General features: G+C 57.3%; 19 protein-coding genes. 6 read left to right on the top strand and 13 right to left on the bottom strand.

Annotated elements, in window-relative coordinates; translation table 11 throughout:
* Positions 1-108 precede the first annotated feature (108 nt).
* On the top strand, positions 109-975 hold the full coding sequence (locus tag DOLE_RS08225) for a MerR family transcriptional regulator (protein ID WP_012175020.1): 867 nt from the start codon (positions 109-111) through the stop codon (positions 973-975).
* 5 nt (positions 976-980) lie between these two features.
* Positions 981-1,502: a gamma carbonic anhydrase family protein gene (locus tag DOLE_RS08220; protein ID WP_012175019.1), complete on the top strand. Its 522-nt coding sequence runs from the start codon at positions 981-983 to the stop codon at positions 1,500-1,502.
* Between the two features lie 78 nt (positions 1,503-1,580).
* On the opposite strand, the gene DOLE_RS08215 is transcribed toward DOLE_RS08220, so the two are convergent.
* Together DOLE_RS08215 and DOLE_RS18505 are read right to left on the bottom strand one after the other, a co-directional pair.
* Positions 1,581-3,113: a mercuric reductase gene (locus tag DOLE_RS08215; RefSeq protein ID WP_012175018.1), complete on the bottom strand. Its 1,533-nt coding sequence runs from the start codon at positions 3,111-3,113 to the stop codon at positions 1,581-1,583.
* A gap of 342 nt (positions 3,114-3,455) precedes the next feature.
* Entirely contained in the window at positions 3,456-4,298 is an 843-nt protein-coding gene (locus DOLE_RS18505) for a hypothetical protein (RefSeq protein ID WP_012175017.1), read from the bottom strand.
* 215 nt (positions 4,299-4,513) lie between these two features.
* Between DOLE_RS18505 and larE the strand changes: the two genes are divergently transcribed.
* Positions 4,514-5,311, top strand: coding sequence for an ATP-dependent sacrificial sulfur transferase LarE (larE, locus tag DOLE_RS08205; RefSeq protein ID WP_012175016.1), 798 nt, complete (start codon positions 4,514-4,516; stop codon positions 5,309-5,311).
* 369 nt (positions 5,312-5,680) lie between these two features.
* A complete protein-coding gene (locus DOLE_RS08200) occupies positions 5,681-7,369 on the top strand; it encodes a glutamine--tRNA ligase/YqeY domain fusion protein (protein WP_012175015.1) in 1,689 nt (562 codons plus the stop codon).
* A gap of 15 nt (positions 7,370-7,384) precedes the next feature.
* Here DOLE_RS08200 and DOLE_RS08195 read toward each other — a convergent pair whose 3' ends face one another.
* Positions 7,385-7,696, bottom strand: a complete 312-nt coding sequence (locus DOLE_RS08195) for a hypothetical protein (protein WP_012175014.1) — start codon at positions 7,694-7,696, stop codon at positions 7,385-7,387.
* Between the two features lie 185 nt (positions 7,697-7,881).
* Here DOLE_RS08195 and DOLE_RS08190 point away from each other — a divergent pair, with 185 nt between their 5' ends.
* Positions 7,882-8,574 (top strand): MlaD family protein, encoded by a 693-nt coding sequence (locus DOLE_RS08190; RefSeq protein WP_012175013.1) that lies wholly within the window; start codon positions 7,882-7,884, stop codon positions 8,572-8,574.
* Between the two features lie 71 nt (positions 8,575-8,645).
* On the opposite strand, the gene coaBC is transcribed toward DOLE_RS08190, so the two are convergent.
* From coaBC to DOLE_RS08160, 6 genes are all read right to left on the bottom strand, one after another.
* Entirely contained in the window at positions 8,646-9,848 is a 1,203-nt protein-coding gene (gene coaBC / locus DOLE_RS08185) for a bifunctional phosphopantothenoylcysteine decarboxylase/phosphopantothenate--cysteine ligase CoaBC (protein WP_012175012.1), read from the bottom strand.
* Positions 9,849-9,870: 22 nt separating this feature from the next.
* Complete coding sequence (locus DOLE_RS08180) at positions 9,871-10,365, bottom strand: hypothetical protein (protein ID WP_153304396.1); 495 nt, start codon at positions 10,363-10,365, stop codon at positions 9,871-9,873.
* Between the two features lie 96 nt (positions 10,366-10,461).
* Complete coding sequence (locus DOLE_RS08175) at positions 10,462-11,325, bottom strand: nitroreductase family protein (protein WP_012175010.1); 864 nt, start codon at positions 11,323-11,325, stop codon at positions 10,462-10,464.
* Between the two features lie 66 nt (positions 11,326-11,391).
* A complete protein-coding gene (locus DOLE_RS17295) occupies positions 11,392-12,228 on the bottom strand; it encodes an alpha/beta fold hydrolase (protein ID WP_052294277.1) in 837 nt (278 codons plus the stop codon).
* Between the two features lie 122 nt (positions 12,229-12,350).
* Positions 12,351-13,076: a flagellar brake protein gene (locus tag DOLE_RS08165; RefSeq protein ID WP_012175008.1), complete on the bottom strand. Its 726-nt coding sequence runs from the start codon at positions 13,074-13,076 to the stop codon at positions 12,351-12,353.
* Positions 13,077-13,133: 57 nt separating this feature from the next.
* A complete protein-coding gene (locus DOLE_RS08160) occupies positions 13,134-13,508 on the bottom strand; it encodes a hypothetical protein (RefSeq protein ID WP_012175007.1) in 375 nt (124 codons plus the stop codon).
* A gap of 468 nt (positions 13,509-13,976) precedes the next feature.
* Here DOLE_RS08160 and DOLE_RS08155 point away from each other — a divergent pair, with 468 nt between their 5' ends.
* The gene (locus tag DOLE_RS08155; RefSeq protein ID WP_041280442.1) at positions 13,977-14,435 is read left to right on the top strand and encodes a PPC domain-containing DNA-binding protein; all 459 of its coding nucleotides are present in this window, start codon (positions 13,977-13,979) and stop codon (positions 14,433-14,435) included.
* A gap of 48 nt (positions 14,436-14,483) precedes the next feature.
* On the opposite strand, the gene rlmD is transcribed toward DOLE_RS08155, so the two are convergent.
* The 4 genes from rlmD to DOLE_RS08135 all read right to left on the bottom strand — a co-directional run bounded on the left by rlmD (position 14,484) and on the right by DOLE_RS08135 (position 20,681).
* Positions 14,484-15,899 (bottom strand): 23S rRNA (uracil(1939)-C(5))-methyltransferase RlmD, encoded by a 1,416-nt coding sequence (gene rlmD, locus DOLE_RS08150; protein WP_012175005.1) that lies wholly within the window; start codon positions 15,897-15,899, stop codon positions 14,484-14,486.
* Positions 15,886-17,025 carry a pyridoxal phosphate-dependent aminotransferase gene (locus tag DOLE_RS08145; RefSeq protein WP_012175004.1) on the bottom strand — a complete coding sequence of 380 codons (1,140 nt, stop codon included), beginning with the start codon at positions 17,023-17,025 and terminating at the stop codon, positions 15,886-15,888. Before DOLE_RS08145 ends, rlmD begins: the two co-directional genes overlap by 14 nt.
* A gap of 170 nt (positions 17,026-17,195) precedes the next feature.
* The gene (locus DOLE_RS08140) at positions 17,196-18,341 is read right to left on the bottom strand and encodes a hypothetical protein (RefSeq protein WP_012175003.1); all 1,146 of its coding nucleotides are present in this window, start codon (positions 18,339-18,341) and stop codon (positions 17,196-17,198) included.
* Between the two features lie 36 nt (positions 18,342-18,377).
* The gene (locus DOLE_RS08135; protein WP_012175002.1) at positions 18,378-20,681 is read right to left on the bottom strand and encodes a tetratricopeptide repeat protein; all 2,304 of its coding nucleotides are present in this window, start codon (positions 20,679-20,681) and stop codon (positions 18,378-18,380) included.
* Positions 20,682-20,711 lie beyond the last annotated feature (30 nt).

Below are 20,711 nucleotides of genomic sequence, written 5' to 3'. Positions count from 1 at the left end.
AATAATGACAGAAACCGGCTTCAGTCATCGACAGCGATTTTTAGAGGGTGAAAAAGTTCTGAGTCTATAGAGTTTCAGTCTATAGTTAAGGCATCAGGGGGATACGTTATGCGGATCAAGGATCTGGAAGAAAAATCGGGCGTGCCCCGCACCTCCATTCATTTTTATCTGCGGCAGGGGCTGTTGCATCCACCCCGTAAAACCGGGCGCACCATGGCCTATTATGATGACAGCCATGTACAGCGATTGAAAGAGATCAGCCGCTTAAAACAAGGGACACGGGTTCCCATCGCGCTGCTTAAGGAGCATCTGAATTCCGCCGGCATGATGTCGGCGGGGGCGCCTGAACCATTTGACGCGCGAAAAACCGTCACCACCACAAAGGAAAAAGAACACAAGCGCCAGGAGATTATCAAAGAAGCCATACGGATATTCAGCCAGAAGGGATACCATCAAACCAAAATCGCCGACATCACCGGTTCTCTGAAAATTTCCACCGGCACTTTTTACCTTTATTATCAAAACAAGCGGGAGTTGTTTATCGAAGTGGTTGACAGCGTCTTCCGTAATATTGTCGGTGAAGCTTCGGTTGCCATCAAGGAGGAGACTGATTTCATCAAACGCCTGAAGATCAGGGGGCGGGTTTTTTATGAAAACTACACCAAATACAGTGAAATTTTAAACCAGCTGAGGGCCGAGCTGGCCAGCGAAGAGCAGTGGCCGGCGGAGAAAATCAAAAAAATCTATCATGGCTTGACCCAGCCCGTGATCCGGGAGATCGAAACCGCCATCAAGGACGGAATCATCCGCGAAATTGATCCGGATCTGGCGGCCTACGGGTTGACGGGACTGATTGAAATCATGTCCCTGCGGCTTTCCCTGGACAACAAGTACAACCTGGAAAATATCATGGATTTTATTACCGACCTGACCATGGAGCGGCTGTTACCAACCGGTAAAAAACGCAAAAGGTGAAACCCATGCCCTTATACGAACTCAATAAGATAAAACCATCCATCGGCGCCGGCACATGGATCGCGCCTTCCGCCCAAGTCATAGGGAACGTGACGATTGGACGAGACTGTTTCATCGGGTTCGGCGCGGTCATTCGGGGAGATTTTGGACCCATCATTATCGGCAATGAATCTTTGGTTGAGGATAACGCCGTCATTCACACGGCCACGCGCACTGAAATCGGGAATCGTGTCATTATCGGCCACATGGCCATGATCCATGACGCGATCATCAGGGACGGTTCCCTGATCGGCATGAAATCCATGATTTGTGAAGGCGCGGAAATCGGCGAGGGGGCCATTGTCGCCGAGCAAAGCCTGGTGAAAAAAGGACAAAAGATTGCTTCCGGTAAAATCTATGCCGGGAATCCGGCTGAATTTAAAAAGGAGGCCACGGATCATCACCGGAAAATGCTTGATATGGGAATTCAGGCATACATCGAATTAACCCGGCTTTATCACAGCACCCTGAAGCCGGTTGATCCATAATACGTTCAATCCACTGGATAGCTGAGATGCGATGGCCGTTTTGTCAAAACCGGTCGACCACCAGGACCGGGATCGGCCTTACTTCAGCCGCCACTTCATCCACGCGTTCAGGAGTCGCTTGACAAACGGCGTCAGCCGCCCGCGGTTATACGCATCCGCCGCCTTGCGAACCGCCTCGCCATAGGTGGGATAGGGGAAAATGGTGCCGGCGATTTTTTTCAATCCCACGTTGCCGGCCATGGCCACCGCCACCTGTCCGATCATCTCTCCGGCCCGGCTGCCCACGATGGTGGCGCCCAGAATCCGGTCCGTGCCTTTTTTCAGGTGAATCCGCACAAACCCGTCGGTGTGGCCCTCGGTCACGGCACGGTCCACCTCGCTCATGGGAACGGACAGGGTATCCACCCGAATACCCTGCCGCTGGGCATCCCTTTCATACAGGCCGATGTGGGCGACTTCCGGATCGGTATAGGTACACCACGGCACGTTCAGATCGGTGGCCCTGGCCCTGCCCCCGAACAGCGCGTTGCCGATTACGATACGGGCCGTGGCATCGGCCACATGGGTAAACTTGTAAGTCATGCAGCAGTCGCCGGCGGCATAGACGCAGGGGTTGGTGGTCTGCAACCGCTCGTTGACGATAATCCCATGGGGCGTATAGTCCACTCCGGCGGTGGAAAGGCCCATGCCCTCCACATTGGGGGCCCGGCCCACCGCCACCAGAACCGCGTCCGCCGTCACCTTCTGTTCCACGCTGCCGACGTTGAGGGTCACCACCTTCTCCCCCATGCGGTCGTCCACCCGGGTCACCATGGCATTTAGAAAAATAGTCATGCCTTCCTGAGTAAATTTATCCTGTATCAGCCGGGCGGTGTCCTTGTCTTCATTGGGGAGAAGCGTACCACCGCCCTCGACCAGGGTCACGTATGTTCCCAGCCGCGCAAACGCCTGGGCCAGTTCGCAGCCGATGGGGCCGCCGCCGATAACCACCAGGTGCATGGGGCGCCGGGTCAGTGAAAAAACGGTATCACTGGTCAGATAGCCGGACCGGGCAAGGCCGGGGAGTGGCGGCACAAAGGGTCCGGCGCCGGTGGCGATAACCGCTTTTTTAAACCGCAGAATATCACCGCTGACGGAAACGGCATTATGCCCGGCAAACACGCCCTGCCCGAAAAACAGGTCCACCCCAAGATCGTCCCGAAACCGGGTTGCCGCGTCGTTTACGCTGATATTGGCGCGAATTCTGCGCAGCCGTTCCATTACCGTGGCAAAATCGGCCTGGGACACGTTGGCGCCCCCGGACAACCCCAGGCCGGCCACATGTCGCATCTCATGGGCCAGCCGGGCCGACCGGATCAGGCTCTTGGAGGGTACGCATCCGGTATTCAGGCAATCGCCGCCCATCAGGTTCTGCTCAACCAGGGCCACCCTGGCCCCCAGCCCGGCGGCGCCCGCGGCGGTCACCAGGCCGGCAGTGCCCGCGCCAATGACCACCAGATTATACATGAGGGCCGGATTCGGGTTTGTCCACCCCTCCGGCCGCACCCTGGAGAGCCACCGCTTGTCGTGGGCATCCAGCGATTCGCGGTCCAGATAACCATTGTGAGACATGATGCCTCCTTTTTGCCGTTGCCGGGGCTGTGGGCCTGGCCTACGGGTAAACAGAGGACTCCGGGACAGACACCCTCTTTTGCGTTCAGTGTCCGGCGGGCCATGGCGGTGATAAAAAGTGTGACTGCCACGGTGACAACCAGCCCCACCCCGTAAAGTCCCCACTGGATCGGAAAAGGCGGCTGGTGGTCGACAGAACCGGTATAGACATACATCAGGGTGCCGGGCCGCACAACGATTCAGAACGCGATAAAACAGTGAAAAAGGGCCGCCGTGATGCCGAAGGCATAATCGAGCAGATTGAAGAGGCACAGCACCTGCCATCAGAGCCACATCGGCTTGCTACTGCTGATATTCCTCGAACAGAAGCCCGGCCAGCGCATGGCTGGCGTCGTTGAGTCTTTTTGTCACCACACTCCGGGTGGCAGGCTCGCCGGAATCAAGGATGGCTGCTTCCTGCACGTATTTTTTTACAATCTCAAGTACCTCGACCTGATCCTTTCGGCCCATGTCGGCGTTCAGCTCAATTGCCCTGTCCACATAGGAAAGAATGCGGGAATAGTCCCGCATGCCTTCGGCCTCCAGCAGATCACCGGCCTTGGCCGTGTAAAACCGCGATGCAAAGGCAAATACATCGGCCTTGCTGTAGGTCCGTTTTTTCTTTACGTCCCAGGCGGCATCGTGAAGCACCATGATGCGCTCTTTGCCCCCCGGCGTAAAATCGCCCTTCCATATTTCAACAGCCCCTCTGGATTCCGTCACATAATAACGACCGGCGTTCATGGAGCTGGCCACCAGCAGAATCAGCACGGCCAGGACCAGGAATGCCGACGCCCCCCAGAGCAGCCGCGTCATGGCGTCGTCTCCGTTTTCCATGGCCGGCGGCTGCACCGGCGCTGAACAGCCGGCGGTTTTTTCAAAAACAGCGGCCGGCTGGGGCCGTCCGTCTCCGGCCGGTGGCGGCGGTGCAACGGCTTCTGAGGTTGTTGTTTCAACAACATCGTTTTCCGGTAGAACCCCAGCCGCCTGGGAAACCGGGGCCTTCTGCTTTTTTGTTGATGCCTTTTTTGCCGGCTGTTTTTTTGCAGGCTGCTTTTTGGCTGCCCGCTTTTTCTTCGGCGCAGCAGCAGCACCTTCTTTCGCCTCGGGGTCCGTTGTGGGTGTAAACAGGCTCTTTTTCCCCATACCGACTCACTCCTTTGAAAATATGGTTCACATCATATATGATAGCCGTCTGTTATCGACTTTCTAAACCGTATCTGAAAACATACGAACCGCTTTGCCGGAGCAAGACAACGCGATAAAGCATAGGCCAGTGTATAAAAAGCCCCTGGTCTTGTAAACCCTTTTTACTGATAACCATGAGCCATCAAAGACAAAATTGACAGGGCAATCACACCGTGACAATTGAAGAAAAAAAACAGCAACTGGCGGCCCTTCTCAAGGATCACGCACCCCTGGGCGTGGCTTTTTCCGGCGGCGCGGACAGCGCCTTTCTACTGGCCATGGCAAACCATGTGTTACAGGACAGGGCCGTGGCCCTGACCTCCGTGGGGCCGATGCACGCGGCCCGGGAACGGGCAGCGGCGGTCCGCATGGCCGAAACGATCGGCATTCGACACATTCTGTTGGAAACCGGCCGCATGACCGCCGAATCATTCGTCCAAAACCCGCCGGACCGCTGTTATGCGTGCAAAAAAATAATCTGGGCCGAGCTTCGAAAAGCCGCTGAAAATATGGACATCCTCCATCTGGCCGACGGGGTGAGCACTGATGACCTGAACGAGCACCGGCCCGGCCTGGCTGCCGGCGCCGAGGCCGGCGTGATATCCCCCCTTGCCATGGCCGGTTTTTCCAAGGCTGAAATACGGGAGGCCTCCCGCCAGATGAACCTGTTCACATGGAACAAACCGGCCGGCACCTGCCTTGCGACCCGCATACCTTATGGCACGCGTATCACGCCCGAAATTCTTGCCATGATTGAGCAGGCCGAAGATGTGCTGATTACCGCCGGGTATGCCCCCTGCCGGGTCCGGTACCACGGCGGCACAGCCCGCATTGAGGTGGCGCCGGAAGCCGTTGCATCCCTGGCCACCGCGGTCATGCGGAAGCCCGTGACGGAGCAGCTCAAACAAATCGGCTTTTCCCATGTCTCTCTTGATCTTGCCGGCTACCGCTCCGGCAGCATGGATGTATGACCCGCTAGTTACCTTTTTCATGGATGGCCTTTGTGTTTAAAAATGAAAAGCCGACTGAACCGACAGGGTATCTCACACGAAGATCACGAAGATTGGGAAGAACGCGAAGAAGTCCTTTGGGGCTTTCCGTTGTGTCTTTAATGCTGATCGTTTCTCACGAAAGCTTGGTACACTACCTTCGTGAGCTTCGTTTTCTTCGTACCCTTCGTGTTTGAAAACGGCAGGCCGGCTGAACCGGTAGTGTGCTTCAACACGAAGACCACGAAGATTGGAAGAACACGAAGATCAAAAGGGTTGGTTTCGATAATGTTGTGTTACCGGTTAAAATCCTATATATAAGCCAGAAACAAGAATCCCGGGAGCAGCGCCATGAGCGAAAAAAATACGGATTTCATTCGACGGATCATTGACGAGGACCTGGCCGCCGGCAAATATCCCGACGGTCTGGTCACCCGTTTTCCGCCGGAACCCAACGGGTATCTGCATGTCGGCCATGCCAAGTCCATCTGCCTCAATTTCGGCATTGCCGAAGCATATGCAAACAGCGTCTGCAACCTGCGGTTCGACGATACCAATCCCGGCAAGGAGAACGTGGAGTACGTGGACTCCATACGGGAAGATGTGAAATGGCTGGGGTTTGATCCCGGAGACCGGGTCTATTTTGCCTCCGACTATTTTGAGCGGCTCTACGCCTTTGCCGAACAGTTGATTAAAGACGGCAAGGCCTATGTGTGCGGCCTTTCCGCCGACGATATCCGCCGCACCCGGGGCACCTTGACCGAGCCGGGCACCCCAAGCCCGGATAGAAACCGGCCCGCCGAAGAGAACCTGGACCTTTTCCGGCGCATGCGGGCCGGTGAGTTTGCCGACGGCACTTACATCCTGCGGGCCAAGATCGACATGGCCTCGCCCACCCTCTGCCTGCGGGACCCGGCCATCTACCGCATCCGCCACGAGTCCCACCACCGCACCGGTGACAAATGGTGCATCTATCCCATGTATGATTTTGCCCATCCCCTGTCTGATGCCATCGAAGGGGTCACCCATTCCCTGTGCACTCTGGAGTTTGCCAACAACCGGCCCCTGTACGACTGGTTCGTGGAACAGCTCACCGATCCGCCCCGGCCCAAACAGACCGAATTTGCACGGCTCAACCTCACCTACACGGTGTTGAGCAAGCGCAAACTCTCCCGCCTGGTGTCCGAAGGCTTTGTTTCCGGCTGGGACGACCCGCGCATGCCCACCATTGCCGGCATCCGGCGCAGAGGAGTGCCGCCCGGGGCCCTGCGGAATTTTTGCGACCTGATCGGCATTGCCAAAAAAGAGAGCCTGGTGGACGTGGCCCTGTTAGAGTATGCCGTTCGGGAACAGCTCAACAAAACGGCCCCTCGCCGCATGGCCGTGATTCACCCCCTGAAAGTGGTTATCGAGAACTACCCGGAAGGAGAGGGCGAGGAGATGACCGCCGTCAATAACCCGGAAGACCCGGACGCCGGCACCCGCATGGTGCCGTTTTCCCGGGAACTCTACATTGAGGCCGACGATTTTATGGAAGAGCCGCCCAAGAAGTTTTTCCGCCTGGCGCCGGGCCGGGAGGTGCGGCTGCGCTACGCCTACTTTATAAAATGTGAAAGCGTGATCAAGGACGCCTCCGGCAACATCGTTGAGCTGCGCTGCACCTATGATCCGGCCACCCGGGGCGGGGACGCGCCGGACGGCCGCAAGGTCAAGGCCACCCTTCACTGGGTGTCGGCCCGTCATGCCGTGGCCGCCGAGGTGCGCCTCTACGACCGGCTATTTCTAAAAGAAAACCCGTCTGATGACGAAGGCAGGGACTTTACCGAATTTTTAAATCCCGACAGCCTGCAACCCCTTTTCCCCTGCTTTCTGGAACCGGCCCTGACGCAGGCCGCGCCCTGCCGGGCCTTCCAGTTTGAGCGCCTGGGCTATTTCTGCGCGGACGCAAAAGATGCCACGCCCGACCGCCCGGTGTTCAACCGCACCGTCACGCTTCGGGACACCTGGGCCAGAATCCAGAAGCAGGAACAAAAGGGATAGCCTTCACCTCCTTTTTCAATCAAAATCAGTATCGGGATCGCTATCGGTATCGGGATCGAAACCGGCCACTAAGAACCACACACGGTAATCCTGTAAAAAACGAAAAGCCCTGTTTGTAGTGTGCCCGTAAGGGCATTGTTTATGGCCGGCCGTCAAACGCCTGACGGCGTCACTACAAACGGTCTGCCTGGCGGCTCTGGCCCGTGCCACTCCTTCCTGTTCCGTCATTACCCGTCTTGCGTGTCCCGCCATAGCCTTGGCGACGGCGGAACCGGGTAATCCGGTGTAAAATTGATTTTGTTCCTTATTGATTTGGTATTGAATCATTTTTATTCTGGACCCCTGGGTCAAGCCCGAGGGTGACGGCATAAGGCAGGGCTTTCCCACGGCTTCCCGATATTGGTTCTGACGTGGATTTTGAGTTCCGCGGTATGGTGTGGCATAGTGGGAAGCGATACATAATAATACCGGGGCTGATGCAGGTCCCTTTTAAAACATAAAGGAGAGCAGTTATGAAACGATCGCATGCCATATCCATATGGACGGCCACGATGCTGGCGGTCATGACCCTGTGCACGGGATGGTTCTGGAGCGGCAAGGCCGTGTCCGTCCGGTTTGACCAGGTCCATGGATTGAAAGACGGCGACAGGGTTCTGTCTGAAGGCACGGCCATCGGCAACGTGACCGATGTTGATTACCAGGACAACGGGCGTTTCCTGGTCTCCCTGCGGATCGATAAACAGTTCGGGGACCGGGTGACCGAGTATGCCAGTTTTTCCATTGTTCGCGACCCCGAAGACAACAGCCGCATGGCTGTGGACATGATCCTGGAACGCCCCGGCGGCGCGGTGCTGCCGGGCGGGGCCGTGGTGGAGGGGGTTCCTCGCTCACGGGCGCTTTTAGACAGGCTGGTGTCCGCCATGAATGAAAATTTTTCGCAGATGTCCCGTCATTTGGAGGACGTCCTGAAAGAGTTAAAAAAACTTCCCGAAAACGAAAGAATTAAAGAGCTTGGCAAAGAACTGGAACGGCTGGCCGATGAAGCGGCCAGGGCCGGCGAAGAGACGCGCAACCACATCCAGCAGGAAATTTTGCCGAAATTAAAAGAAGAGGTGGACCGGCTGAAAAAAGGGCTTGAAAAACAGGACCGCCAGGAGGAGGTAAAACCCCTGGAGGATGAGATCACACGGATTGAAAAAATCTGACACCGGGGCGGTTGATATCAAAAAATCGCCCGGCCGCCGCTACATTTTTCAGTCAGATAGGATATTCAGAATTATTTTACCGCCAGCTTTGCCACACGGTCTAAGATAGCGTGGGCCAGCTTGGCCTTGTCCATGCGGGGGAGCTGTTCTTCGGTTCCGTCTTTGTAGAAAAGGGTCGCCTGGTTGGTGTCGGCGCCAAAGGCGGTTTCATCACCGGCCACGGGGTTGGCCACCAGCAGGTCCACCTTTTTGGCGGCCAGCTTGGCCCTGGCATTGGCCGCCAGATCGTGGGTTTCCGCGGCAAACCCCACCACCACCTGGCCCGCTTTTTTACGGGCTCCGACCTCTTTTAGAATATCGATATTCTCCACCAGGGCCAGGGGCAACCCGGCCTGCCCGCTTTTTTTGATCTTGCGGTCGGCAGGCGTCTCCACCCGGTAGTCGCCCACGGCCGCGACCTTCACGATGATGTCGGTATCCGCCATGCGGGAAAACACGGCCTGGGCCATCTGGTCCGCGCTTTCCACGGCCACGGTCTCAACGTTGACCGGCGGCGCAAGATTCGTGGGCCCGGAAACCAGAACCACCTCGGCGCCCCGGTACTCGGCCGCCGCTGCCAGGGCATAGCCCATTTTGCCGGAAGAGCGGTTGCTGATAAACCGCACCGGGTCGATGGCTTCACAGGTAGGTCCGGCGGTAACCAGCACCTTTCTGCCGGTCAAATCCTTTGGCGAGAGCATGGCGCACAGTCGGTCAAAAAGAATCGCCGGCTCGGGCATGCGGCCCACGCCCGAAGTACCGCAGGCCAGCTCGCCGGTGCCGGGCTCCACAATCACGTACCCGTCCTGCTCAAGTGTGTCCAGGTTCCGCTGAACAGCCCGGTTTTCGTACATGGCCGAGTTCATGGAGGGGCAGAGCATGCGGGGGGATGTTACGGCCAGCATGAAGGTGGACAGCGCGTCGTCGGCGATGCCGCCGGCCAATTTACCGAGAATGTTGGCCGTGGCCGGGGCAACGATCACGGCGTCGGCCTGCCGGGCCCACTCGATGTGACGAATGGAGCCGTCCTCCCTGTCGTCAAACAGGCTGGTGCAGACCGGTTCGCCGGAAAGGGCCTCAAAGGTAAGCGGCCCCACAAAATAGCGGACATTTTCGGTCATGATCACCCGGACCCGGGCCCCCTGCTTGACCAGCAGGCGCAGCAGTTCCACGCTTTTGTAAGCCGCGATGCCGCCGCACACTCCCAGCACGATCTGTTTGCCGTTTATTTCCATACCGTGTTCCCGCTGTCGATGGTTACTGCAACCGGCCGGCGCCCTTGTCTTCAAGCGTGGGCGCCACCCATACTTCCACATGGGTTTTCATCATACCGTCGGTGACACTGATAACGCAGTAGCGGTTCTGTTTCACAAACAGCAGCAGGGTTCGCTGGGCCTTTAAGGACCCCACCAGGTGCCAGTTGTCCTTGACCATGTTGTTCTCAAACCAGGTGACCGTGGACCGGGCGTCCACGCTGCCGGACAGGGTCAGCATGCCGGTTTTAAAGCCGTCGGTCACATAAACCGAGGAATGTTTCCGGTCCAGCTTCAATTCGACAGGAAAAAGCACATCCTGAAAGTCATGATAAATCGAGGTGGGTTTTACGGGTTCATACCGCTGTTCCTTGGCCGGTGCGGTCATGGCCGTATCGGATGACGCATTCTTGTCCTTCTTAAGTCCGGCACAGCCGCCAAGGGCCACACACAGAGCTGTCGCCATTGTTAACACCACCCACTGTTTTCTGCTGATCATACGCATAAAAACCTCCGCGAATTCCGGTTGTCCTGCCTGTTGATGATTTGCCTGCCCCTTTTCCAGAAGGTTTGCGGCACGCTGCCCAATATATCACTAAACCCATGTTACGCAAGGGTTTTTTCGAGCCGGCGCAAACGAATGGCGATAGGCCGGGTATCCCATGACCAGACTGACCCCCACCTGCCGGTTCTCGGGAACCCGCAGCAGGGCACGAAGCTTTTTACCGCGCCGCAGCAGCAGGGTGAGAAAACCGATATAGCAGGTGCCAAGGCCAAGCGTGTGGGCATAGTTGATGATATTGGTACCCGCGATGTTGCAGTTGTCCACGGCAAAATCTGCCCCCCTGGGCGCGCACACAAGGATAAGCACCGGCGCGTTGTGAAGAATATAGTCCCGGCCCGCGGCGGACTGTTCGATGTAATAATCCATGGCAGCCATATAGCGCTGCAGCGAAGCTATTTTTTTGTTCTTTTTCAACAGTCCGAGAACCATTTTCCCGGGCCGGGAGGTGGCCCATCGGTAGGCTTTGACACCCATGGCAAACACACGGTCCGCGGCCTTTTGAATGATCGCGCGATCGGTGATCACGATATAGCTCAGGTGCTGAGAGTTGCTGGCCGTGGGGGAGAACCGGGCCAGATCAAGCACCTTCTCGATGGCCTGGCGGGGCACCGGCAAATCCTTGTAGCGCCGGATGCTGCGCCGAGTGACCGTGATCTCCCTGTAGGTTTCCGCGTCCAAAAGCTTTCGTCGCACCCTGTCCACCTGGCCCTGGTCCAGGCGGGAGTGAACAATGGCCTGCCGGGGACAAACCGCCACACAGTGGCTGCACAGGTTGCACGCCAGGGGAAACACCGGCTCGGGCACGCCGTTGACCTCGCGCCACACACCGGCAATGCACTCTTCAACACACAGCATGCAGTTATTGCACCGGTCCGTTAATCGTTCAATTCTCATGCGATTCTCCATGATATAGGGATGCCGCCGGAAACGGCTGCTTTTTAATTTTGATTCTGATCCGGGTTAGCCGGGACAGGCGGCCAGAAAGTCCAGCAGTTCACGGGCCAGACGGTCCGGGGCCTCGATGGCGGTCATGTGGCCCACCCCTTCCAGCACCACGTGCCGGCAGGTCGGTATGGCTTCGGCCATGACGCGGCCGGGTTCGATAAAGAGGTCGTCCTTTTCGCCCACCAGAACAAGAACCGGGCAGCGAATTTGCCGCAACCCCTCCACCTTCATGTCCGGGTCCTGGTAAAAAGAGCGCACAAACGCGGCAATCCGATTCCTGTCCCCCCGCCGAATAATCTCCAGGGCCATGTCCCACATGGCTCCGTTGTCCGGGTGTTCGGCAATGCCCCGGAAAAAGGGGAAAGGCTTTCTCTTTGCGTACGCGATCACCTCTTCCCAGGTCTGGCGCTCAAAGCTTGCGGCAAACTTTTCAAAAAAGATCACGCGTTCTTCCGGGGTGCCGGGAAAAGGACAGGTGGCTGACGTGGTGTCGGTGAGCACCAGACCGGCCAGACGGTCGCTGTGTTCCATGGCCCACCGGGCCCCGGCAAAACCACCGGTGGAGTGGGTCAAAAGATAAAACCGGTCCAGGCCGAGGTAATCGGCCAGTGCCTCGATGTCCCCGGCCACGGTGTCAGCGTCATAGCCGGGATTATCCCCCGTGGTGACGGTGCGCCCGTGGCCCCGCATGTCCATGGCAATCACCCGGTAATGTCCGGCCAGCCGGGCCGTAACACCGGGAAGGCTCCAGTAAGCCGTGTTTTCAATCAGCCCGTGTACCGCGATCACCGGGGCACCGGCGCCGGTATCTTCATAATAAATCGAAGCGTTGTTGCTTTCAAATACGGCCATTTTAGACTCCCATATGCGTTTTTCAGTCCTTCCACAGGCACAAAAAAACCGTCCCATCAGGACGGCCACCACCTTTACAGGCGTATTCACAGCCTGTGCGCATATTCCAGCAAATCAACAGGTCAGGAGGGAATAAGTGCCTTGCGCAGCATCAGCCGCTGGTTGACATAGATGTAATCCTTCAACCGCAGGGTCTCGTTCTGTGCCATGTCGATAAACATCAGGCCGTAATGCTGTTTGCTGGTCACATGCTCGGTGATCACTCGCCGAATCACGGCCCGGTCCACCTTGACCGGTTCCTTGCCCGCTTTACCGGGAAACAGGTCGATGGTGATATCCTTTACTTCCTGGCCCCGCTTGACCACGTCTTCTTTTATGGCGGGGCTGGAGAACATCACCAGTGCCCCGCCCAGGCTGATATTCACAATCTGGATATCATATCCCTCGCCGTCAATAATAGCGGTTGTTACGGTCCCCACCGGCGGCTTGACCCGCAGGTGCTTGCGCCGCTGTTTGCGTTCAACCGCCTCCGGTGCCTCCACCGCAATCGTGTTGTCTTCTTCCCTGAAAAAGCCGCCAAATGTGGTAAAACTGTATGGAATGCCGTGGGCGCCGGTGAAGGTAAAAGCGATTTCCCAGTTATCGACGCCTTCTGCCGCCTTGGCAAACCCGGGCGGGTGATCCACATAAAGAAGGGGCCGGCCGGGTTTTGGCTGAATAGCCGTAACAACGGTCAATTTCTTGAAATGGGTGCCTTTCAGGTGCATCTGGAGAATGGTGCTGTTCTTCCTCAGGTCCCTGAGAATCTCCCTCGCTTCCTGGCCTGTCAGCAGTTCACCTTCCGCCATAGCACCCTTCTCTCAAGCTGGTCTTTCTTCTGTTTGCAGCACTAGCACTCAAATCGTCTACATTCCGGCCAGCTCCCGCTCCCACCCGGCCAGCACATCGGCAAGCTCCCGGTTGGTGAACTTGGACTTGTCAATGACGATGCGAATGCCCTTGATGGTGGTGTCCAGAAGGTCCCGGGTTATGGCGCGGATCGCCTCAGGGGAAGGAAGCAGGCCCCGGGCGTTGATATCGCTGATCTCCTCGGGTGTGAGCCGTGAAATAAACCCCCGGCCCACAACCTGTTCAAGCTCAGAAAGGGAGAGGTCGGTGGCCAGGTGGTTCCTGCCGTTCAGCCCGTTTCCGTTGGTTATGGTCATTCTTGCCCCTGCCGGCAGCACCAGGAGCACTGCCAGAACGGTCATTGCCAAAAACATGATCATTGTCTTTTTCATCTTCTTCCTCCTGCTTCCTGCCGATGTTGCCCCGCCGTCTGCAAGTCGGGGGAAACGGCGCTGCCGGGCACAACGCCCGAATAGCAGCCGTCTGGAAACAGCTTGCGCTGTTGCATCCGGAAACAAGGGGGTGATTACAGATTTTGAATATTCTGAGAACCCGTGAAAGAATACCGGCAGACAGTCATGCTGACCGCCCCACCACCCCTGTTTTTTTTAAACAATTGTGTAAAGATGGTAGCAGAGGCCTGATTGCGTGTAAAGCAAAATTAAGGTCCACGCATCCGTTATCGCCCTATAGTCCCACAATACCAACCTATTAGGATCGGCCTGGCTGACACCGGCTGGCCGTGGCGACGGTCCGCGATATCTTGTGATTCACCCCCGCCGGATATATAATCCATCTTCACGCGCGCCGGCAAAACAGGGTTGCGGCGCCATATGACAAAATCGAAAGGAAAACAGGCCATGAAATATTCAGAGGCCCGGCAGGGACGAATTTTTGTGCTGCGGCTGGAACACGGCGAAACCGTTCACCAGGTGGTTGAAAACTTTGCATCAGACAGGGAAATAACGGCCGCGGCCCTTATCGCCGTTGGCGGCGCCGATACAGGCAGCACCCTGGTGGTGGGACCGGAAGACGGGGGTGCCAGGCCGGTGACACCCATGGAGCGAATTCTTGACAATGTTTGCGAAATCGCGGGGGTGGGCACCCTGTTCCCGGATGAGACAGGCGCCCCCATGCTGCACATGCACATGGCCTGCGGCAGGGAAGATAAAACCACCACGGGGTGTATTCGTAGCGGGGTGGTTACATGGCAGGTGATGGAGATCGTTCTCATCGAACTGCTGGACACGCCCGGCCGACGCCTGATGGAGCCGGACCTTGGTTTCAAGCTTCTTGATCCACGGCCAAAGGCTCAGTGACTCCTACCAGGCTCCCGCTACACACGTCCGGCCGATAGCCATGCAATCTTATGCTTTCTTGTCCAGCCGGGCCACGCACTCGATATGGGGAGTGTGGGGAAACATGTCCACCGGCTGGACCTCGGCCACGGTATAGGCTTCACTGAGCATGGCCACGTCCCTGGCCAGGGTGGCGGGGTTACACGACACATAAACAATGCGCGGCGGCGCCATGGCCAGGACCTGCTCCACAACGTCCTTGTGCATGCCGGCCCGGGGCGGATCAATGACCAGCACATCGGCCCGGCAGTCCAGCCGGGGAAGGGTCTCCTTCACGTCTCCGGCCACAAACCGGACATTGGAGACATTGTTGGTCCGGCAGTTATTTACGGCATCGGCCAGGCAGCTGTCGTTGATTTCAAGGCCGATCACCTCTTTTGCCGCACCCGACAGCCAGATGGCAATGGTGCCGGTGCCGCAGTAAAGGTCCACCACGGTTTGGCTCCCGGTCAGCCCGGCATATTCCCTGGCCACGGTGTAGAGCCGCTCGGCCCCCCGCGTGTTGGTCTGAAAAAAAGAGTTGGCCGATATATCAAAGGAGAATCGGCCCAGCCGGTCTGAAATAAAAGGGGCGCCGTGGAGCAGAATCTCATATTCGCCCTGGGCCACCCCGGCCTTTCTGGCGGTGATGTTGTTGACCACGGAGACCACTTCGGGATATCGGTCTGCCAGCAGGTCGGCCAGGGGCTGCAACAGGCGCCGGTCTTCGGCGGCGGTGACGATATTGACCATCCAGTTGTCATGGGCCACGGAGTGGCGCAGCATTAAAAACCGCCAGAATCCCTGGTGGCTTTTCAGGCCGTATGCCGGAACACCGGAGGCCCTGGCATAGGCCCGCACGTCACCAAGAATCGCGTTGCCCGGTTCGGGCAGCAGCAGGCAGGCGTCGACATCGATCACCTTGTGAAACGTACCCGGCACATGAAGGCCCAGGGCAAAGGAGGTATCGATATTCTCCATCTCCATCTCTTCGGGCAGTAGCCAGCGGCGGTCGGCAAAGGAGAACTCCATCTTGTTGCGATAGCCCCACACCGGGTCAGCGGGCATCACCGGATGCACCGGCACGTTTTCCACCAGGCCGATGTGGCGCAGAGCGTCGGCCACCTGTTCGTGCTTGCAGTCAAGCTGTTTGTCATAGTCGAGAATCTGAAGACGGCAGCCGCCGCAGTGACCGCAGTAAGGGCATTGGGGCAGGACACGGAACGGCGAGGGGGAAAGGACCTCCAGAAGCCGGGCTTCGGCAAAATTGGACTTTTTGCGGGTGATGCGGGCCGACACCCGGTCCCCGGGCAGGGTATGGTCCACGAACACGGCCAGCCCGTCGACACGGGCCAGCCCCCGCCCTCCAAAGGCAAGGGTTTCGATCTCCAGGTCCACGGCCTGGCCTTTTCGCACCGGCGACACCGGTTGATCAACGCCGTTCAAGATACGGCTCCAGCCGGTTCAGACCTTCGGCGATGTTTTCCAGAGAGTTGGCGTAGGAAAACCGCAGAAACCCTTCACCGTTTTTCCCGAAATCAATACCCGGCGCCACGCCCACACGGGCCTTTTCCAGAATGTCAAAGGCAAGGCTGTAAGAGTCGGAAGAAAGGTGCCCGGCATTGACAAACAGGTAAAAAGCGCCGGTGGGTTCTACCGGAATGGTAAACCCAAGCTCCCGCAGCCGGCGGATCATGTAAAGACGCCTTTCGTTGTAAATCGCCTTCATGCGGGCCACGTCGTCGCCAGCCTGCTCCAGGGCCGCGATGCCGGCGAACTGCACCACCGAGTTGGCCGATATCATAAAGTTCTGGTGAAGAATCTGGACCGTGCGCACAAAGGGCTCGGGTACGATCAGGTAACCCAGCCGAAGACCGGTCATGGCGTAGAGCTTGGAAAAACCGTTAAGTACAAAGGCGTTGTCGGTAAATTCCAAAATGGAGTGTTCCCTGCCCTCGTACACCAGGCCGTGGTAGACCTCATCAGAAATAATGTAGGGTTCAAACCGGGCGATAGCCGCCATTCGCTCCCTGGAGAGCAGCGTGCCGGTAGGATTTGAAGGGGAGTTGATGAAAATGGCCTTGGTTCGTTCGGTCATGGCCGCTGCAATGGCTTCCGGCGAGTACTGGAACCCGTCGGCCTCGTAAACAGGAACCGTTACGGGTTGGCCCCCGGCAAAGGTGATAAAGTTGGGATAACAGGCATAATGGGGGTCAGAAATAATCACCTCGTCGCCGGGATCCAGCAGGGCGGCAAACGCCATCATCATGGCCGGCGAGGTGCCGGAGGTGACAATCACCCGGGAAGGGGTCACGGTAACGCCGTACCGGTTTTTGTAGTGATCGCAGATCGCCTGCCGCAGCCGAATGTCGCCCAGGCTGTGGGTGTAGTAGGTGCGGCCGTCGGCAAGGGCCTTTTCCACCGCTGTTTTCACGCACAACGGAATGTCGAAATCAGGCTCTCCCACCTCCAGGTGAACCACATCGATGCCCTGCCGCTCCATCTCGTCGGCTTTTTCCAGGACATCCATCACCAGAAACGGGGTGATCTGCCGGGCGCGTTTGGATATCATTCATACCTCATTCTAAGGGCTCAAAAATTACTTTTCCGGCAGCTTTTACCACCTCGGAACCGGAGCAGGAACAAAACGGCTTCCCGATTGCGATCCCGATCCCGATCCCGATCCCGATTTGGATAAGCAGTTCTGACAGCTCTGAAAATTTGGAGGCCACATAAAACGGCCTACAACGTATCCAGAAACGACATGTCCTTGACCTGGGAGTTCTTGGTGCCGATGATCAGCACCTCCGCGCGTCCGTCGTCCATATTGCGGAAATAGAGCCTGCCGTTGTAGGCAAACCCCACTTCAAATATCTTTTCCCGGCTCTTTCGTAAGTCCACTTTTCTTTTCACATCCGCGCCTGAGGGGTCGCTGTCCAGCTGCTTGATCACCTCTTCGGCCTTGATCTTCATGTCGTCAGTCAGCCCCATGAAGCTGTCCAGGGCCCGCTTATGCATAAGGGTCTGCTTATACAGGGTCTTGAACCGTTTATCAACCGTTCCGTAAGCCGCGCTCTTTTTCCCGGTTTTCTGTTTTTCCGTATCGCGCGCTTCAGCGACCTGTCGCAGGGCTTCGTTCTCACGCCGCAGCTCCTCGGAAAGGGCCATGCTCATGTTGACCTTTTCCTCCAGGGCGATCATCTCATCGAGCAGCTGGTCCTCGGTCCGGCTGGCCGTGGCCCGGTACTCAGAAAGGTTTTTCCGGGTCTGTTCAATCTCACCGGCCAGCCGTTTTCTCTCCTCGCTTAACAGCATGATCCGGCTGTAGTGCTGGTTCTCGGCCTCTCTGAGGCGGTGAATCTCCTCCTGGCGGCTGGCCTCATCCGCCCTTGCCCGGCGCAGGCCGGCCCGATAAAAATAAAGAAATACGAACCCGGCGACCATCAGGTAGCCGCCGATGATGCCCACGTCCAGAAAAGACCCCCTGGCCAGGGAAACATCCACGCGCACCGACAGCCCTTCATTCATCAGGCGAAAATTATTCGAAGCAACCTGCTCCTGGGACAGGGGATTTAAAGCCTCCGCGTCGGAGTCGGGAAACGCGGGATAGATCATGATCTGGTTGCCGGCCAGGACCAGGACATCGGCCTTTATGCCCAATGGATTGAGTTGCCGGCCGCGCAGGTAGGTGTCTATGTTGGCGGCAACCGCGTCTTTCAGCCGTATGCGGCCTTCCAGCAACGGCTGTGTGTCACCGATATAAAGGTTCTCAATGTCCGATGCATATTGCTTCTGGACATGATGTTCCAGCAGAAAAACGCCCGAGATATAAACCGCCGGCATCAGTACCAGAAAGATGATCAGTGTTTTTATGGGAAAATATTTCATTGGCCTGTCAATAAGAAAAAACCGTCTGCAATCGGTTTACATCAGCTCATCCAGAAGGGTTCGGGCCTCATCTGCTCCATAAAACTTCCCGTTGAGACTCAATGCTCTGTCAAGAAAAATACGGGCCTGCTCAAACTGGCCTTGCCGGTAGTAGGTCATGCCAAGGTGATAGTTCACCGTGACATTGTCGGGAATGCGATCGGCCGCCGCCTGTAAATGCTCAAGGGCCTTGTCATACCGCTCCATCCGGTAGTAAATCCAGCCCAACGTATCCATGATGTAGGGATCCTCCGGGGCCTGGGACCGGGCGCGCAGGGCGAAATCCAGGGCTTCGTCCAGCCGGTCCGGATTTTCCGAAAGCAGGTAGGCCAGGTTGTTGGCGGCCTGGGCCAGTTCAGGGTCTTCGTCCAGGGCGGCCCGGTAATGATATTCCGCCTGTTCCGGTGCCTCCTTCATTTTGTAAAGTACGCCCAGCAGCATATGAGGCCCGGCCTGCTGAGGATGCCTGTTCAGGATGGTACGATACTGCGAGATGGCGCCGTCCAGGTCCTTTTCCAGAATATGAAGCCTGGCCAAAGCAAAATAGGATTTCAGGGTATCGGGGTCCATGGAAACAGCCTGCTGAAAGGCGGTTTTTGCCTTTTCCCGATCACCCTTGGCCAGATACAGGTCCCCCTTAAGGGCATAGACAGCCGCCATAAGGGACTGCCGCTGTTCCGGAGCGATATCGGCCATCTGCTCAAGCGAGGCCACCCGCTGGTTGCATCGATCGATGGCCTTGTCGTACTCTCCTTTCACACCCTTAAGAAACACGATATTTTCAAACAGCCCGGCCTGAAGGGGATTTTTTCGCAATGCCGCCTCAAATCCTTCAATGGTCTGTTCATATCTTTCCATCAGGCCGCTCAGGCGTTCAGCATCACCAAAGGGATGCGCGTCGGCGATGTCCAGCAGAGACCCAAAAGAGTCCAGCCCCCGGGGCCGGGTCCTTTCAGGATCGACCGCGCCGGCGGGCACGACCTCCAGGTTCAGGTGCTCCTGCAGAAAAGCCAGCAATTCCCGGTTAACTGCCTGGGCCTTTTCCGTTTCACCCATTTTCAGATAGATATCGGCCAGCCGAAGCCGGGCGCTGATATTGCCCGGTGAAAGGGCAATCGCACGAGAAACGGCCTTTTCAGCGGAAACCAGGTCCTCCTTGTGCCAGAAGGCCAGGCCTTTGGCATAATAAAGGTCGCTGGAGGTCGGGTTTTCCGTCAGATAGGCATCACAAAGGGAGATGGCCCGGTCATACTCCTGTCGGACAATCAGCAACCGGATTTTGAGCAGGCGGGCCGGGAGGTATGTGTCGTTTGCCTGCAAAATGGTTTCCACTTCCTTTGCAGCCGCATCCAGGAGATTATTCTCCAGGTAAAACCCTGCCAGTGCATGCCGGGCACGAAGGCTGCGAGGGTTGACCGCCAGGGCTGACCGGTACATCTCCAGGGCCTTGTCCGGCCTGCCCACAGCCCGGTAAAAATTGGCGGCGGCCAAACGAGCCGGCAGGTGATCCCCGCCTGTCTCAACAGCCTTTAAAAAAGCCTGTTCCGCCTGGTCCGGCTGTTTTCGGGAAAAATAAAAATTACCCAGCAGGATATGCAAATCCGGGTTCTCCGGATGGGCCGCCACCGCCTCGGCCAGCGCCTTTTCAGCAGCCGAATAATCCTTTCGGCTCATATGAAAATTAAACAGCACCAGGCGGGGGTCTATGGCGGACGGGTCCACGGCCACCGCCTGTTCCAGATGCGCCCTGGCCTGAACCGTATCACCGGTCTTCGCGAAAATGGCGCCAAGCCGCAACAGGGCGGCGGTATTGTCTCTCTGAACGGAAAGTACCCGGCCATAAAGCTGTTCGGCCTGTTTGAAGCGGCCCTCTTTCTCACAAATTTCGGCAAACAGAAAAAGGGCGTCAATGTTGGCCGGTTCCACGGACAGCACCTGCTGCACTCCCTGTTCCGCGGCTTCCAGCCGGTTGGAGAGAAGATCAAACCGGGCCATGTTCAGCCGGGCAGGGACATGACCGGGATCGATCTCAAGCAGCCGGGCATAGGCATCGGTGGCCTCTTTTACATCGCCCAGTTTGAGACGGGTCTCGGCAAGCCCCATCCAGGCAGAAACAAGGGAGGGCTCGGTATCAATGGCCTGCCGGTAGGCCTGTTCCGCCTGCCGGTAGTCCCCTTTGAAAAAGAGGTTGTTTCCCTTTTGCACCAGGGCGCCGGGGGAGGTGTCCTCCGTCTGGCAGCCCATGACCGCCAGCAGAAGGGCCACGCCGACAATACAGATGAATCGTCTTGAGTTTTTCATATCGTCACTTCTTGATTGGCTTCATTCCAT

Origin of the sequence: Desulfosudis oleivorans Hxd3 (assembly GCF_000018405.1) — a bacterium.
GTDB lineage: Bacteria > Desulfobacterota > Desulfobacteria > Desulfobacterales > Desulfosudaceae > Desulfosudis > Desulfosudis oleivorans.
Note: the sequence above shows the minus strand (reverse complement) of the source record. Positions and strands in the feature narration are given on the sequence as shown.

Excerpts from the sequence above, each read along its gene's own strand:
- DOLE_RS08225 (WP_012175020.1), top strand. The coding sequence starts at position 109 with ATGCGGATCAAGGATCTGGAAGAAAAATCGGGCGTGCCCCGCACCTCC.
- DOLE_RS08220 (WP_012175019.1), top strand. The coding sequence starts at position 981 with ATGCCCTTATACGAACTCAATAAGATAAAACCATCCATCGGCGCCGGC.
- DOLE_RS08215 (WP_012175018.1), bottom strand. The coding sequence starts at position 3,113 with ATGTCTCACAATGGTTATCTGGACCGCGAATCGCTGGATGCCCACGAC.
- DOLE_RS18505 (WP_012175017.1), bottom strand. The coding sequence starts at position 4,298 with ATGGGGAAAAAGAGCCTGTTTACACCCACAACGGACCCCGAGGCGAAA.
- DOLE_RS08200 (WP_012175015.1), top strand. The coding sequence starts at position 5,681 with ATGAGCGAAAAAAATACGGATTTCATTCGACGGATCATTGACGAGGAC.
- DOLE_RS08195 (WP_012175014.1), bottom strand. The coding sequence starts at position 7,696 with ATGATTCAATACCAAATCAATAAGGAACAAAATCAATTTTACACCGGA.
- DOLE_RS08190 (WP_012175013.1), top strand. The coding sequence starts at position 7,882 with ATGAAACGATCGCATGCCATATCCATATGGACGGCCACGATGCTGGCG.
- coaBC (WP_012175012.1), bottom strand. The coding sequence starts at position 9,848 with ATGGAAATAAACGGCAAACAGATCGTGCTGGGAGTGTGCGGCGGCATC.
- DOLE_RS08180 (WP_153304396.1), bottom strand. The coding sequence starts at position 10,365 with ATGATCAGCAGAAAACAGTGGGTGGTGTTAACAATGGCGACAGCTCTG.
- DOLE_RS08175 (WP_012175010.1), bottom strand. The coding sequence starts at position 11,325 with ATGAGAATTGAACGATTAACGGACCGGTGCAATAACTGCATGCTGTGT.
- DOLE_RS17295 (WP_052294277.1), bottom strand. The coding sequence starts at position 12,228 with ATGGCCGTATTTGAAAGCAACAACGCTTCGATTTATTATGAAGATACC.
- DOLE_RS08165 (WP_012175008.1), bottom strand. The coding sequence starts at position 13,076 with ATGGCGGAAGGTGAACTGCTGACAGGCCAGGAAGCGAGGGAGATTCTC.
- DOLE_RS08160 (WP_012175007.1), bottom strand. The coding sequence starts at position 13,508 with ATGAAAAAGACAATGATCATGTTTTTGGCAATGACCGTTCTGGCAGTG.
- DOLE_RS08155 (WP_041280442.1), top strand. The coding sequence starts at position 13,977 with ATGAAATATTCAGAGGCCCGGCAGGGACGAATTTTTGTGCTGCGGCTG.
- DOLE_RS08145 (WP_012175004.1), bottom strand. The coding sequence starts at position 17,025 with ATGATATCCAAACGCGCCCGGCAGATCACCCCGTTTCTGGTGATGGAT.
- DOLE_RS08140 (WP_012175003.1), bottom strand. The coding sequence starts at position 18,341 with ATGAAATATTTTCCCATAAAAACACTGATCATCTTTCTGGTACTGATG.
- DOLE_RS08135 (WP_012175002.1), bottom strand. The coding sequence starts at position 20,681 with ATGAAAAACTCAAGACGATTCATCTGTATTGTCGGCGTGGCCCTTCTG.